Origin of the sequence: Candidatus Enterococcus huntleyi (assembly GCF_009933175.1) — a bacterium.
In the GTDB taxonomy this organism is placed as follows: Bacteria; Bacillota; Bacilli; order Lactobacillales; family Enterococcaceae; genus Enterococcus_K; species Enterococcus_K huntleyi.
This window is the reverse complement of record NZ_MAEJ01000001.1, coordinates 1-15,427: the sequence shown is the minus strand read 5'-3', so window position 1 is coordinate 15,427 and position 15,427 is coordinate 1. Positions and strand designations below refer to the sequence as shown.

Here is a 15,427-nt window from a genome sequence, read left to right as displayed (position 1 = left end):
CTTTATATAATTGTATTTTGTTAACATTTTTGGTATTTTATTAACATGAACAATAAAAAAGGAGCGTTTGATGAATAAAATTGAAACAATCTCACAATTAATCACGACGAATTTCAATATTCCCACGAGTTATCTAGAGACAGATGAATTTCAGCTACTCACTTTTGGCGACGATTTTTCTTATAATCCCTTTTATTCTGAGAATTTATCGTTAATTTTATCGATTGATTTTTTCGATTCACCCATTAGATTTCCTCGTATTCGACAAAATGAATTTATGGAAAATTTCATTCTATTCAGTATCTTTGAAGAGGATGAATTTAAAGGGACGCTTATTGTTGGGCCAACCATATCTATGCCGTTAACCGATGAGCAAATCTTCGCCTTGGCCAAAGACTATCAAGTATTTCATGTGATCGGTACAGTGATGGACTATTATCAAAAGATGCCTATCTATTCCATCAATCTACTCATCAACCTGAGTGTCCTTTTGTACTATCTTTTGAATGGTGAAGTTGTTTCCAGTCAGATTATCCAAAAAGATTATCTTCAATCAAAAAAGCAAGCACCTAGTGTTAAATTAGACACGCTGGATTACAGTTCAAAGTTCAATCTCCAGCATGATCGCTTATTTGAAACGAAGATTCTTAAAATCGTTCGAAATGGCGAAGTTGAAAATTTAGCAAATCACGCCTATTTTAAAGAAGAACAGTCACAAGCACTCTATTCAAAAGTTAGCTTTCTGCGTTCACTAAAAAACCATCTGATTACGTTAGCAGCTTTAACTTCACGAGCCGCTATTGAAGGTGGCTTGCATAGTGAATTAGCTTTGCGTTTATGCGATGAATATATCCTAAAGATTGAGGAAGGACTCTCTCGAGAAGATTTATACGCGACAGTCGCAGAAATGCTGGAAGTTTTTACAAAAATGGTCCGGGAAAATCAAGAAGCAGACTACTCAACGATTGTTAAACAAGCGATTAAGTTTGTTTATGCCAATTTGTATCAATCCTTTTCCCATACTGACATTGCTGATTATGTTGGGGTAAGTGCTCCCTATCTTTCAAAAATATTCAAACAGGATACGCAGATTTCTCTGTCTACTTTCATTCAGAAAACCAAGGTAGAAGAGGCTAAACATCTACTTTTACAGACCAAAATCAGTGTTTCTGATATCTCAGCCGCCTTAAATTTTACTGATCAAAGCTATTTCACTAAAATTTTCAAGAAAATCACTCAAGTAACACCTCAGCATTATCGAGAAAAATTGCTGGACCATCTCGATTAGCTATCAAACCATTCTGAATCATCGACTGATTTTACTGATATTCAGCAAAATCAATAAATTTCTCTTAATAAATATGTTTTTACTGTGAATTTTATTTGAAAGTATCCCCAGGACTATTTCTTTTATAAAAAAGAGTATGGTATAGTATTACTTGTGATTATCGCAAAATATCATATAAATAAATAGGAGTGCTAATTAGATGAAGAAAAAAATTACTTTGGCTATAGCAGGTGCATTAAGTGTATTCATGCTTGCCGCATGTTCAAATGGGACAGACAAAGATATTGCAACAATGAAAGGTTCAACGATCACTGTAGAAGATTTCTACAATGAAGCGAAGACTCAACCACAAGCAACTAGTACAACTGTTCTGACAAACCTAATTTTAAATGAAGTGTTAGAAAAGGCGTATGGCGATAAAGTTACAGATAAGAAAATAGATGAACTTTACAAAGCAGAAGAAAAAACTTACGGGGATACATTCGAATCTCAACTTACTCAAGCTGGCTACACAAAGAAAACTTACCGTGCGCTGTTAAGACAACAACAGTTAGTTGATGTGGCATTGCGCGCGCACGTTGAATTAACAGAGGCTGACACAAAAGCTGCTTGGGATTCATTCCATCCAGAAGTTGAAGCACAAATCATCGTTTCTTCTACAGAAGAGGATGCAAAAGCTATCAAGAAAGAGTTAGATAATAAAGGCGATTTTGATAAAATTGCTAAAGAAAAATCAGTCGATACAACGACAAAAGATGATGGTGGAAAAATCAAATTTGATTCTCAATCAACGACTATTCCTCAATCTGTAGCAGCTGAAGCCTTTGCCTTAAAAGACGGCGAAGTTTCTGAACCAATTACTTACACAAATAGTTCAACCGGTCAATCAACTTTCTACATTGTAAAAATGACTAAAAACAAAGCAAAAGGCAATGACATGAAGCCTTACGAAAAAGACATTAAAGAAATTGCTACAAAAACAAAAATTTCTGATCAACAATTTGTCTTAAAATCAATCGGCGAAGAGCTAATCAAAGCCAATGTGAAAATTAAAGATGATGCCTTCAAAGACATCTTATCTCAATTTACAGCTGCTGCTGAAACGAAAGAATCTAGCACAACTGAATCTTCAAGCAAAACAGAAGAAAGCTCTAGTGCAACAGAAAAATCAAGCAGTACAAAAGAAACAGAAACTGAAGCAAGTTCTTCAGCTGAATAATCACATACAAGTAAGACCATCAAGCAATTGCGACTTGATGGTCTTTTTATCTAGTTATTTTCTTAGAGATATTAGTTGAATGCTTTACCTCGTTCACCTAAATAAGCCAAACTAGGCTTAGGCGTTCTTTTTTGTGTTGCTCGCTCCACTTCAATTAAGCCAAATTTCATTGAAAAGCCTTTTTGCCATTCAAAGTTATCCATTAAACTCCAGTGGAAATAGCCTTTAACTGGTAGTCCCTCATTTATCACATCACTGACTCCTGACATCACTGTATCGATAAATTCTACACGCTGGCGATCGTCAGATGCGGCAATACCATTCTCTGTAATATAAATGTCTTTCTTGAAGACTTCTGCTACTTTACGGATCACATTGGCTAATGCTTGTGGATAATTTTCATAGCCCATTTCTGTCAAATGAGTCTCATCCTCTACCTTTGCCACACCGTTTTCTGTATATATTTCTCGTGTATAATTTTGGACACCTAAGAAATCGTCTTCTTCAATGGCAGGTAAATAATGTAAAAATTCATCATTCCAAGCTTTGGCAACCAGCTCCTTGGCCTTCTCACTATCATCCCCTAATTGCAGATCATGTAAACTTAATGTCAGTCCCACCTTAATGTTTTTGTTTACTGAACGGATTGCTTCACGCGCTGCAATATGTGCATCAATAATAATTTGATCGCCTTTTTCTGTACGCTGAGAAAGGAAGGTATTCGCTTGTTCATTTTCTGCTAGGCCAAATGCTTCAGCATTCTCCTTCATTTGTACCTGCTGTTCCTCACCTAAAGCCATGTTAACACCAACCTGGATGTTGATCCCCATCTGCGTTAAAATTCTTTTGATGATTGCCGCTAGTTGGATACCCATATTAGCTTCATTAATCGTACACACAAAGTTCAATGAGTCGCCTAGCTGTGTGATAATATACTCAGCATAACGTCTAAAGTACTCTACTGTTTTTTCAGACTCCCAGCCGCCCTCTGTAATCAGCCATTTGGGACTTGAAAAATGATGCAGCGTGACAAACGGTTCTACCCCATTCTTTTTACAATAATCAATCACAGCTTGATAGTGAGCAACCTCTTTCTCATCAAACCGTCCTTTTTCAGGCTCAATTCTAGCCCATTCGATTGAAAAACGGTAGGCATTTAAGCCGGCCTCTTTCAATAAATCAATGTCCTCTTCATAACGATTGTAGTGGTCGACTGCATCTAATGAAGGCTCCTTAAAGATTGAATGTGGCAACTGTTCTTGCGTCCAAAAATCGCTATTTTTGTTATTTCCCTCAATTTGATGTGCTGCTGTTGATGCGCCAATATAAAAGACCATAATGATTCTCCTTTTTCACTGTATTTTGTGGTTGTATTTTTTGTTTAGGCTTTGCTTTTTGTGGTTGTGTTATTGGTTTCGCTTGAGCTTTGTTATGTGACAAAAATCTTGTCCTATCCTTTTTTTCTAAATAAAAAACTGTGCTAGAAGTAGCTTCTGTTACAACGACCTATATATTTATTTGGTAACTGTATTCACCGGCTTCGACTTCGTGAGTTTCACCGTTTGGTAATTCAATCTTGGTTGGTTGTGGGGTAACAATCGTAAATTCAACTGTTTCGTCCGTCAGATACTTCCAGGCACTCTTAATCTCTCCAGCTCTTGAGTTAAACTGTCCGGCTACTTCACCAATTCTAGGATCGATAAATGGCTTAATCAAGATTTTACGATAGCCAGGTTCAAGTGGTTGAATCCCTAAAATATATTGATAGTAGAATTTCCCAACGCTCCCAAAAGCATAATGATTAAAGGACACCATGTTCTCGTTACTATGTTCGATTTTCACATCATTTACCGAGCCATCTTCCTTCAACGCATCCCAACGCTCCCAGATAGTTGTGGCGCCATTATTGACTTGGTACATCCATCCTGGACAACCTTCATCTAAGAGTACATCAAACGCCAATTTCTCTTCTCCTGTCTCAACTAGTAGTGGCAATAGATATTCCGTAGCAAAGAAGCCAGTATTCAAGCCATTCTTCTCTACATCTTTCACCAAATTAGCCAATAATTTTTGGCGTAATTCAGGCGTCACATCGCCATATTGGATAGCCATCACATAGGCACCTTGGTAATCACCAGCTACGACACCATCTTCATCAATGAACTGTTTCGTATAAGCTGCTCGAGTTTTGGCTAATTGCTGTCCATAATAAGCGGCATCTTCAGTCTGACCTAAACGTTCAGCCAATCTAGTTAAAATAACTAAGTCATTAACAATAAAGGCATTCGATACAGGACCATTGTTAACAGCCATCCAAGCCATATCTTTTCCTGGCATTAACCAATCGCCTAAATTAGGTGCTAACCATAAGTCATTTTCCATATGACGGATTTCACTGTCCACAAATTTCTTCATACTTTCATACTGCTCTTCTTGTAATTTTGAAGATCCATATTGCCAGTACAACATTTCAGGGATAATCGTCACCGCATTTCCCCACCCTAGCATGTTAAGGAACCCAATCCCCGCTGGCCCTGTTGCAGGAACCGTTGGCGCAACAAAATCTTCTGAGTTATCCATCTGAGAAAAGCGAATATCTTTAAAGAATTTCCGCCAAAAATTCTCAGTGTCAAAATTGTAGCTACCAGTCAAAGCAAAGGCTTGCCCATCGCCTGTGTAGCCCATCCGTTCATCCCGTTGTGGACAATCAGTTGGCACTTCGACATAATTAGATTTTTGTCCCCATAATTGATTGTTAAAGAGGCGTTCGATTTTTTTGTTTGCTGAAGAGAAAGAGCCCGTTCTTGGCATTTCACTATAAATGGCCTTTCCGACTAGCAAACCTTCCTGATAGGTAACGCCCGTCAATTCCACATAGCGAAAGCCCATATACGTAAATCTTGGACGGTACCAGCCAGAATCACCATTTGCAAAGATGACTGTTTCAGCCTTAGCTTTACGCAGATTCGCTGTATATAATTCTTGATCTTCTGTTAAAATCTCCGCATGTCGTAGCTTAACATGGGCATCTTTTGGCAGTTTATCCAGATTAATTTCAACAATCCCAGCAAAGTTCTGCCCGAAATCTATAATTGTTTTGCCTTCTTTTACAATTACCTCTTGAATTGGTAACTCTTCTTGAATTTTAACTTTTAGGTGCGTTTCCGATAGGTTCTCAGGAATTGCTCCTGTAAATTCAACCACCTGACCAATGGTTTCTTCTACTATCCGACTATCATAAATTTCACCATCATAAAAACCGGCATATTGGTAAGGTGAAGCCAATTCTTTTACAGTTGAATCAGAATAAATTTTTTCACTCGTTCCTGCTGCATACGTCAGAGTAATCTCCCATGAAATAGCGGTACGATCCCCATAAATTTTCACTTGATTTTCATGCGTGAAGCGACCACTATACCAGCCTTGGCCTAAATAGACCTTTAATTCATGACTTCCTGGTGTCAGGTAATCCAAGATATCATAGGTCTGATAAAACAAATCTTTAGGATAATACGTATAACCAGGTGCAAAAAGTTGATCACCAATTTTTACGCCATCTATCTCTGCCTCATAAATTCCCAAGGCCGTCATCTTTAATTCCGCAGCTATAGGTTTTTCTGTTAAATGTAGCTGTTGACCAAAAACAGTCACCGCTCCTTCTGTGTACTCTGCGTTTTCTGATGTAATAAAATGCTTTTTCAATTCTTCCAAACTCATTCATTCCCTTCGCTTTTATTTGACAAATTTATTCATAAAATCGGCACTTTTCTGCATCGACTTCAGCCCACTATTATCTACCCAGTTTTTAAGTGTCTCCACGACAATCGCATCCACATGGTTATTGACTAGATTTACATATTTTTCAAGATTCATGTTGCCATACCCTAATTCTGTACTGTCAGATTTCACAATGGATGAGGTCGCTTCTTTGGCTGGAACTCCTCGATCACAGATATGATACAGCTTAAGACGTGTGCCCATTTTTTGCATCAAAGCTTCCACATCACAGCCTGTTTCAGCTGCCCAAAAAGAATCAAACTCAAATTGAACAAACTCAGGATCCGTATTTTCTATAATTACATCAAAAGCTGTCCTATTATTAGACAGTTTGACAAATTCGCAGTTGTGATTATGATAGAGAAACTGTATGTCCGCTTGAGCAAGTGTAGCTCCTATCTTATTTAATCGTTCGCACAACTTTATAACTTCCGCCTCATCACTATAGTCAAAGCGACGCATGCCTGTCAGAACAATTTTGTTTGTTTGGAAGTTTCGTGCTTCTTCGATATATTTCTGTGGCTCTGTCTCTAATCCATTCAAATATTGATGGATACTAATAACTTTCAACTGACTTTCTTTCAGTAAATACGGCCAATTTAAACTCCCCGTTTTACCAACTGGCATACCCGATGCTCGTAACAATGCTCGTACACCTAACGACATTTTTTGCATCATGAAGCCATTTAATTCGATGCCGTCATAGCCTGCTTCTTTCACAGCTTGTAGCGCACTTAAGGCACGACTTTCTGAAGTAAATTCTTGACGTAGCTGCAGTTGTTGAATTCCTTTATCTACCATTACCTTCACCACTCTCTATTGATTCGCTTGCAATTTTTGTTAACTAATTCATACAGTCAACTAGTCTCTTTCAAATACATCAAACTCTTTTCGATCATTCGTTTTTATCTAATTCAGCAGTCAATTTTTCTAATTTACCAAAGCGCCAAGCTAAGAAGAAAATCCCTACCATACAGGCTAACGGAATCAGCGCATAAATTCCGCGAATCATTAATAGAGCGCCAGGCGTTTGAACGGCATTTGTCCCAACATAACCGGAAACAGCTAGCAACAAACCAATCAGACCTGTCCCTAAGCCATTTGACACAGCTCCTACAAAACCAATACTTACGTTGGTACTTCCCTCCATTCGTTTCATACCTAATGACTCATTATAGGTTGCTAAGTTCATAATAATGACATTTCCCAGATATGAAAGTGGCAACATGACTAAGCTGGCAAGAACATTCCCGACAATCAGCGCTGGAATATTTCCTACTGCAAAGAAATTGACAAGATAACCAATACCAGAAAGAACCGCACTGAGCTGAATTAAATTGGCCACACTCATCTTTTTCATTAATTTAGGGAAAACAAACATAATCGGTAACATAACCATCGATAACATACCCATAATCCCTTGCAGAGAAATATTTCCTACAACATAAGTAAAATATTGGGCTGCGATATTCATTCCTTGAATCACATTAAACAAGCCAACAATCGCTGCATACAACCAAACATATTTATTGTTGAAAAACATGTCTTTGATTTCTTTAACGCTCAATTTTTCCCCAGCCTCAGCCGCATTGATTGACTGATCTTCTTTCACAAAAATTAAACGCATAATTCCAATCAGAGCGAGCGGGATTGCATAGATTAAGATTAACGAGCGCCATCCTGCATCTGAAGTTGCTAATTTACCCATCATAATTGGAAATGAAATACTCACGATCATCGCACCCAACATTGAAATAACGCCGCCATAAGATGAGACTTTAATGACCTGTGATCTTGAAGGAAACGCTCGAACCATATAGGGTGTTTGAGCAGCAAATAATAGCGAATTAAATACGGAAAAAATAAAGAAGTACATCACAACAATCCAGACTGCCTTGACGGTTGTTCCCCAACCTGGTGGGCAACTAAACAACAGAATCGTACAAATCCACGCGCCAATTACGGCAAACTCATACGGTCGACCACGTCCCAAACGCGTATTTGTGTTATCAACCAAATAACCCGCAAATAAATTGGTAAAAGCATTAATAATCTTACTCACCATCAATAAACTGCCGACAAAAGCTGGCGATAAGCCTAATACATCTGTACTAAACAATAACAAGTATCCGGTTACAATTACCTGTAAACCTGAAAGCGAAACGTCTCGACCTTTCCAAACAAAAAACTTCCCTAAGCTTAATTTATCTTCCTTCTTTTCTATAACTTGAGGTTCTTGTACATTATCCATAAAATCCATCTCCTTGATTCATTTACTGTAGAACGAACAAATAATTGCTTTTCCTTGAATCACACTTAGTAATTCTTTCCCCTCCCATACTCAAATAATTAACAACTAGATCCTCTCTATCCGTCATATTCACCTCCAACTTCAAATGGATTTTGCTGCTTCTCTCAGATAAAAAGAAGAGAATCTACCCTTTCATCTGGCATTTATCTTTTTGAAATGATTATGTATGGCTATCAATAATCAAAGAATAACATAATCAGAAAACGCATTCTTGCTATTTTTTAACATTTATTGTAATATTCAAACGAAAAGGGAGGGTAAAATGGATAAAAAAATAGACTTACTCATTCATTTTTTTAATTTACAAACGAAAAACCAAAAATTAGGTTATAGTATTTTTCAGAATAAACAGCTAATTTTTAGTAATTCTGCTTTTCAAGAATCTATTTGCAAAGTCCTACCAAAATTTCAATATGCCAGTGAAGAAAGTAAATTAGACTTCTTAATTACGGAGGATTATTTTCTCTACGGCTATATTTCTTCTGAAGAAGCGTTAGAAATTATTATTGGTCCCGGAACAGTTGGCATCTTCAACCCGACTGAATTAGAAGAATTGCAGAATAAGATAAACACAACGACGCAACTCTTAGAGCAACAGGTTCTGCCCGCTGCGGCGAAGCTTGAAAACACCTCATTAGAATTTTTCTTACATGCGATTTGTGCAGCAGAATGCTTCGTTAATCAGAAAATTGTGCAACCTCAAGCCCTTGTAACCTCACCTAGTGAGGATGATTCATTACTTATCCAAATCCAAAGTAAGCTCAATGAATTCGAGCAAGAAAATCAGTACAATAACGAGCATACAAACACAGTTAATTACGAAGAAAAGATTGCTTATTGTATTCGACAAGGTGATTTAGAAGCATTGAAGCAAATTTTAGACAGCTTTTCACACACACTTAATCGCTTAGGTCCAGATGCGCTACGCCATTCAAAAAATGCTGCTATTATTTTAAATTCACTCGCCTTAAGAGCCGCCATTGCGGGAGGTGTCGACTCAGATATTTGTTATCGGCTTGGCGGAATTTATATCAGTAACATTGAGGCCAGTAGTAGTATTCAAGAACTAAATGTTCTCTCCAGTACCATGGTGAAAGATTATTGCCAACGAGTGAAGACCGTCCAACCTTTGCAGAATCAATTAGATACCATCGAGGATGAAGAGATTAATCGATGCATCAACTATATCTCTGATCATTTTAGAGAAAAGTTGTCTGTGGGTGATATTGCTGAATATATTGGTTACTCACCAGAATATCTCTCAACTAAATTCAAAAAAGTTACAGGGAAAAATCTCCCTCAGTTCATTAATGAAAAGCGTGTCAATGAAGCCCAGCGCCAGCTCGCTTTAAGTGATCGCCCAATTTCTGATATTTCAGAACAACTCTCTTTCTCCAGTCAAAGTTACTTTCAAAAAATATTTAAGCAAATCGTTGGTATGACCCCATTGAAGTATCGCCAAACCAACAACTTTACAAGTAAGAAGTAGTTGCAAAAAAATCTTATGAACTAAAAGACAAATGCCTCCTTCAATCGACTCAACTAAGTCAATTGAAGGAGGCATTTGTCTTATTATAAAAGGGTAGTAGTCAAAATCCTACTGCATTAAATTTCTTTAGGCACATAAAAACTACGATTATCCATCCCAAAGATACGGTCTGTATACTCACCAGGTGTTGCTTGGCGAATCGCTGTCAGCATCATTTGCATAGAGGCATCCATATTATCAATCTGATGCAGCACTTCTGCTTCCATAATTCGAGGACGCACGGGTGAACCATACTCCAACAAACCATGATGAGCTAGCACCATATGCCGTAACACCACGACATCTTCAGCGGCTTCATCAATCTTTAACTCGAGGCAAGCTTTGGTAATTTCTTCATCCACTAACACTAAATGACCCACTAGATTTCCAGCCAGTGTATACTCAGTTGACATCGCACCTGACAGCTCGATTACTTTACCTAAGTCATGCAGAATAATCCCTGCATATAACAACGAATGGTTCAGTTCTGGGTACTCATTGACCAAAGACTTCCCTATACGTAACATCGTAACCGTATGATACGCTAGACCACTGGCAAACGCATGATGATTTCTCTTAGCCGCTGGATAGTCAAAAAATTGTTTTTGATACTTATTCAACAAGAAGCGAACAATTCGATTCCAATGAGCATTCGTAATCTCAAATAACGTCTTGTTAATTTCTTCTTCCATCTCTTCTTTTTTCAATGGTGCTCTTTCCATAAACAAAGTTGGGTCTGCAGACTCAGTCGGGTTGGGCAAGCGTAAATTCAAAATCTTTACTTGTGGGTTGCCTTGATAGACTTCTCTTTTACCCATCAGTGAAACAACTTTTCCCGCTTTAAAGGCTTCAATATCTTCCTCAGAAGCGCCCCAATATTTCCCATCGATTGTCCCCGATGTATCTTGGAAAGTAAAGGCAATAAACTTTTTATTGTTCTTTGCCAACCGCACATCCGCGTTCTTAATTAATACAAGTAGTTCAAATTGATCATCCACAGATAATTCTCGAATTTTTTTCATCGTTCGTCTCCTATTCTTATCACCGGCTGATTCAGCTCTTGGTAATAGCTTACCATTTCTTTGTCAGAAGAAAAACAAATCACCTGATATTTTTCACTAAATTCCTGTAAGAGTTTGGCTAAGCACTGTTTTCTTTGATGATCATAATGTAACCAACCATCATCAATCATGACTGGTGCTAATATCCGCTCGCCTTCTAATGAAAGATACGCAAAACGAATCGCCATCATTAATTGATCTTTTGTTCCTGTCGAAAGTTCATAGACCGAAAATGCCTGTTGCTGATTCATTATCGCCAGCACACCCTCTTCTAAGGTTAATTCCCGATAACGATCATTCGTTAAGATGGCTAGATATTCCCCGGCTTTTTTTAGTAATTGTGGCAATTGCCGCTCGGATAGCTCTGTCGATAAATCTCCTAAAAATTCAGAGGCTACTTCTAAGGCCCCCCACTGTGTCGCTAACTCCAGTAAGACGGCTTTTTGCTGGCTTTCCTCTTGGTACAACTGATCCAGCGTACCATCCGATTGAAGCATTTCAACTTGCAGCTTATTACGCTGACGCAGTTCTGACAGTTGATTTTTCTTGTCATTTAATTGCTGCTGCACAGCTTCTGTCTCTTCAATCATCTGCAATAAAGAAGCTTCCGTCAGCTCACTTTTGAAGAGCTGACCGATGGTTTTTGTCAGCTCTTCATACCGCTTTTGATTTTTCTGCGCCAGTTCTTCTTGTTGCAATCGCGCCGGAATCTCAGCCAAATACGTAATAGCTGTTTCTTTAAACAGTTCTGCCTGTTGAGCAAGCCCTTCTTTTTGTTTCTTACGCAGTTGATTCATCTGCTGTTTCAACAAGGTATTTTGCTGATAGCTCCGCGCAAATTTTAGTTGCTCCATTTCTTTTGCAAACTGATGAATCAGCGTCATTTTCTCAGTCAGCGACTTATCTTGTAACGGCAACCACTCTTGCAAGAACTGACAAGCAGCCGTCCACTTATCTAGCTCAGCTTGTTGCTGTAAGCTTTGCTCACGAACCGTTTGTTGCTCTTTCACCCAGGCCAAATACTGCGTAACCTGATACGCATTTTCCTTAATCAGCGGTACTGTCTTCATTTGCCCTAGATGATGCGCGTCAACATAAGCCGCCAACTGATCCGTTAGCTGCTGGAATTTCTCTCTAATCCGTTCCTCTTGGGCCAGCTCTTGCGCCAATTTTTCTTCATAAATATCCAGCTGATTTAACTTCTCTTGCCACTGTTCTCTTACTACCTGAGGGGAGGCTTGTTTTTTGCCAAAAATGGTCCATAAACCGCCCCCTGCACCGCCAATCATCAGCAGTAAAAATACAACTCGTAATAAGCCAGACAACATAATGCCACCGACTAAGCCGATGCCTGCAATCAGCCAAGGAATCGGTGAGTGCTTCGTTTTTTTATTTTCCCGTTCAAACAGCTCCGGATGATTGGTTTCGAATTGATTAACCTCGTCCTCCACCTGGTTACGCTGCTCCTGAATCATCTCACGCCGCACGGCTCCCTGTACTCGCGCCTCCTCAAGTTGATCCATTTGCGCAGCTAATTGCGCAAAATCCTCTTGATTAACCGGCCTAGGTGGCTGATTTTCAGCCCAGTCCCATTGTTGCGCAAGCCTCGTTAACTCAAAGGTCAATTCCTGATACTGCTGCGCTAAGCGACTTTGTTCATCCACCATTAATTGCGTCGCCATCTGCTGCTTCACTAACGTCTGAATCTGTTCTTCGTGCTCCAAATAAAAATAGTAACGCGCAGACTGTTGATCCATGCCACTCTGCTTCTCTAACTGCTGCTCCAGCTCTTCCAATTGCCTAGAAAGCTGTTGCTGCTGTTGATAAACCTCTTGTAACTGTTGCTTTTGCTCAGTCGTTAAGGTCGGTTTTTTCAGCAAACTCTTCAGCTGAACCCACTCTTTATATAGTGGTAAATTCAGCTGCTGCTGACGCAGTTCACTCAGTTTTTTCTCGCCTTGTGCCAGCTCTTTTCTGGTCTGTCCATACGTCATTTCCATCTGCTGTTGCTGGCGAATCAATTCACTAAACTCCGCCTCTTGTGCTTGTTTTTTTTGAATCTGCTGCTGCAACTCCTGCCACTGCAATAAAGCCTGATTTAACGGTAACTTTTGCCCTTTCTTTTTAAACAAATGTTGGGCCTTTGTATGATAAGCCTGCCTTTTTTGAAATAAATGAGTACTCCCAGAAATTCCCAAAGAAATCAGCGACTCGTGTAATTCATTTTCCTTTAGTGCTTCAAGTTCCGTCAGTTGTTCCTGTTGAAAAGTAAAAACTTGTTGGAACAGTTCTTTTGTTAATGGAGCGAGCAGTTGTTTTAGCAGTTGTTCATCGCCCACCTGCTCACCGATGGTCACTTTTGCCTGTCCTTTATTTTGTTGTCTGTAACGCTCAATCATGACTTCTCCATAAGTCGGTAACGTCAGCCATAAGCGGCCACCAAATGCAGCCCCGTCCTTCGGTGTATAATCCTTTTTCTTCTTATTCTTGGTTGGAAAACCAAACAACATCGCACTAATAAACTGATACAACGTTGATTTCCCAGCTTCGTTACGTCCATAAAAAAGCTGGTTATCCTGTTCAAAATCAAACACCTGATTGCGCCATTTTCCAAAAGCGGTGATTTCTGCCTTTATCAACCTCATATTTCAGACCCTCCCATCGTAAAGTCCGCATCAATCTGCTGCTGAGCCTTTTGTAGAACCTCTTGTTGAAATTCTTTTGATTCAGCTACTAAGCGATGCGCGATTGGATGACTATAAATTTCTGATAAAATTTGTTGAAATTGCTCCGGATCATGATACACACTGAAAAGCTGATTGGCCAATTCTCTCGATGTTTCCACCTTTATTTTGCGCTCATCTGACTGATGTACAAGCTCAATTGACCAAACAAGGGAAGCATTTGGATAGGAATCACTCATTCGTTGCTGTGTTTTATCTAATAAATACTGCACAACTTCATGATTTTCAATACTCGTTTGAAAATCCGTTCCCAACTGTTCAAAATCCTTAAGCTTCAGTTGAATTAATGCTCGTTGGTTACTCTGCAAACCTTGATCAGTTGACTCCACAGAATGTCCTATCTGATCAGTTTGTGCCATCTGAGCCAATGCTTCTTGACTCGTTCGGCAATTTTTCAGTGACACTTCTTTGGTTATCCAAGCGACTTCAGCAATCGGTACAGCTTTCTTTATCACTTCGCCCTGCTGAATCTCCACTAGAAGAACCCCTGCTACTCGCTCTTCTTTTTGTGAATGCCCTTGCGGCGTACCTGGGTAAATAATCGGTGGTTGAAGACTCAATTCAGTTGGTACATGAATATGGCCTAAAGCCCAATAATCATAGCCTTTCTGGGTCATATCGGCCAGTTGGAAGGGTGCATAATTCCCCGCTTTACCTAGTTCACCATGATAAATACCTAGGTGAATATCTACTTGAAAACGTGGCGGAAATTCATCTACTTTTGTCCTTTGCAACCACTGATTCGTGTAGCTAAAGCCACTAATTGCAATTGATTCTCCATGACGCGTCACCCATTGCTTAGTTTCGACTGTCTCTGAAGTAAAAAGGGCAACATTTTCGGGAAACTCGAACCAATAGCGATCACTTTGATAGTAATCATGATTTCCAAAAATTAAGAAAACCGGAATTTGCTTCTCCGATAAACGTGTCATTTGTTCAAAAAAATGTTTCTGTGTGCGTAAAGAAGGCCGACTTTGATGGAAAGTGTCCCCCGCTAAAATAAGGCAATCAATTTCTTCCGTGATTGCTATATCTACAAGATTTTCTAAAACTTTTTGATTTACTTTCAAAAATTCCATTTGACTGTTCCTGTTCATTCCGACTAACCCTTCAAATGAACGATCTAAATGTAAATCTGCTGCATGAATAAACTTAACCATGAAATGGAATCCCCCTACCTATTTCTTTTACTTATCATACCATTTTCCAAAAAAATCGTCACTAAAAAAACGAAAGTTTGTTCGTATCAAAAAAAAGAAATAGGCAACCTTTCTTGTGAAAGTCACCTATTTCTTTTGGTTCTATAATATTTAGTGTTGGTGGAAGATTTTCGAATCTTCTCCCAACACTATTTTTGTAAGCAAATAAATAGAAAGAGAGATAGCCAAATTGATAGAATTGAGTCACCACAAAACAATCATCAAGGAGGATATCTCTCATGGACTATCATACTAAAAAATTACTTGGTTTAACAGACAAAAACTTTCAATTCCCAGAAA

Annotated in this window: 10 protein-coding genes; 3 read left to right on the top strand and 7 right to left on the bottom strand. The window is 38.8% G+C overall.

All coding sequences use genetic code 11. The features are described from left to right. Window positions 1–70 precede the first annotated feature (70 nt). Together BAU15_RS00050 and BAU15_RS00045 are read left to right on the top strand one after the other, a co-directional pair. Window positions 71–1,288 (top strand): helix-turn-helix domain-containing protein, encoded by a 1,218-nt coding sequence (locus BAU15_RS00050; protein ID WP_161840708.1) that lies wholly within the window; start codon window positions 71–73, stop codon window positions 1,286–1,288. Between the two features lie 199 nt (window positions 1,289–1,487). After that, window positions 1,488–2,507: a peptidylprolyl isomerase gene (locus BAU15_RS00045; RefSeq protein WP_161840707.1), complete on the top strand. Its 1,020-nt coding sequence runs from the start codon at window positions 1,488–1,490 to the stop codon at window positions 2,505–2,507. 71 nt (window positions 2,508–2,578) lie between these two features. Here the strand turns inward: BAU15_RS00045 and BAU15_RS00040 are convergent, their stop codons facing one another. The 4 genes from BAU15_RS00040 to BAU15_RS00025 form a co-directional block, all read right to left on the bottom strand. Beyond that, window positions 2,579–3,844 (bottom strand): glycoside hydrolase family 1 protein, encoded by a 1,266-nt coding sequence (locus tag BAU15_RS00040; RefSeq protein ID WP_161840706.1) that lies wholly within the window; start codon window positions 3,842–3,844, stop codon window positions 2,579–2,581. A 169-nt stretch (window positions 3,845–4,013) separates the two neighbouring features. Then, window positions 4,014–6,224 carry an alpha-L-rhamnosidase gene (locus BAU15_RS00035; protein WP_161840705.1) on the bottom strand — a complete coding sequence of 737 codons (2,211 nt, stop codon included), beginning with the start codon at window positions 6,222–6,224 and terminating at the stop codon, window positions 4,014–4,016. A 15-nt stretch (window positions 6,225–6,239) separates the two neighbouring features. Then, entirely contained in the window at window positions 6,240–7,085 is an 846-nt protein-coding gene (locus tag BAU15_RS00030; protein ID WP_161840704.1) for a sugar phosphate isomerase/epimerase family protein, read from the bottom strand. A gap of 94 nt (window positions 7,086–7,179) precedes the next feature. After that, window positions 7,180–8,535: an MFS transporter gene (locus BAU15_RS00025; protein WP_161840703.1), complete on the bottom strand. Its 1,356-nt coding sequence runs from the start codon at window positions 8,533–8,535 to the stop codon at window positions 7,180–7,182. 322 nt (window positions 8,536–8,857) lie between these two features. Here BAU15_RS00025 and BAU15_RS00020 point away from each other — a divergent pair, with 322 nt between their 5' ends. Next, window positions 8,858–10,084 carry a helix-turn-helix transcriptional regulator gene (locus tag BAU15_RS00020; RefSeq protein ID WP_161840702.1) on the top strand — a complete coding sequence of 409 codons (1,227 nt, stop codon included), beginning with the start codon at window positions 8,858–8,860 and terminating at the stop codon, window positions 10,082–10,084. 116 nt (window positions 10,085–10,200) lie between these two features. Here BAU15_RS00020 and BAU15_RS00015 read toward each other — a convergent pair whose 3' ends face one another. Genes BAU15_RS00015 through BAU15_RS00005 form a run of 3 tightly spaced genes read right to left on the bottom strand, consistent with a single transcriptional unit; the run spans window position 10,201 to window position 15,088 of the window. Beyond that, window positions 10,201–11,145, bottom strand: coding sequence for a 3'-5' exoribonuclease YhaM family protein (locus tag BAU15_RS00015; RefSeq protein ID WP_161840701.1), 945 nt, complete (start codon window positions 11,143–11,145; stop codon window positions 10,201–10,203). Further along, window positions 11,142–13,829 carry an ATP-binding protein gene (locus BAU15_RS00010; RefSeq protein ID WP_161840700.1) on the bottom strand — a complete coding sequence of 896 codons (2,688 nt, stop codon included), beginning with the start codon at window positions 13,827–13,829 and terminating at the stop codon, window positions 11,142–11,144. The genes BAU15_RS00015 and BAU15_RS00010 overlap by 4 nt, the downstream gene beginning before the upstream one ends. After that, complete coding sequence (locus tag BAU15_RS00005) at window positions 13,826–15,088, bottom strand: metallophosphoesterase family protein (RefSeq protein ID WP_161840699.1); 1,263 nt, start codon at window positions 15,086–15,088, stop codon at window positions 13,826–13,828. Before BAU15_RS00005 ends, BAU15_RS00010 begins: the two co-directional genes overlap by 4 nt. Window positions 15,089–15,427: the final 339 nt, after the last annotated feature.

Bases quoted from the DNA above. Each gene is read 5' to 3' on its own strand.
- BAU15_RS00030 (WP_161840704.1), bottom strand. From the start codon at position 7,085: ATGGTAGATAAAGGAATTCAACAACTGCAGCTACGTCAAGAATTTACT.
- BAU15_RS00025 (WP_161840703.1), bottom strand. From the start codon at position 8,535: ATGGATAATGTACAAGAACCTCAAGTTATAGAAAAGAAGGAAGATAAA.
- BAU15_RS00040 (WP_161840706.1), bottom strand. From the start codon at position 3,844: ATGGTCTTTTATATTGGCGCATCAACAGCAGCACATCAAATTGAGGGA.
- BAU15_RS00005 (WP_161840699.1), bottom strand. From the start codon at position 15,088: ATGGTTAAGTTTATTCATGCAGCAGATTTACATTTAGATCGTTCATTT.
- BAU15_RS00050 (WP_161840708.1), top strand. From the start codon at position 71: ATGAATAAAATTGAAACAATCTCACAATTAATCACGACGAATTTCAAT.
- BAU15_RS00010 (WP_161840700.1), bottom strand. From the start codon at position 13,829: ATGAGGTTGATAAAGGCAGAAATCACCGCTTTTGGAAAATGGCGCAAT.
- BAU15_RS00045 (WP_161840707.1), top strand. From the start codon at position 1,488: ATGAAGAAAAAAATTACTTTGGCTATAGCAGGTGCATTAAGTGTATTC.
- BAU15_RS00015 (WP_161840701.1), bottom strand. From the start codon at position 11,145: ATGAAAAAAATTCGAGAATTATCTGTGGATGATCAATTTGAACTACTT.
- BAU15_RS00020 (WP_161840702.1), top strand. From the start codon at position 8,858: ATGGATAAAAAAATAGACTTACTCATTCATTTTTTTAATTTACAAACG.
- BAU15_RS00035 (WP_161840705.1), bottom strand. From the start codon at position 6,224: ATGAGTTTGGAAGAATTGAAAAAGCATTTTATTACATCAGAAAACGCA.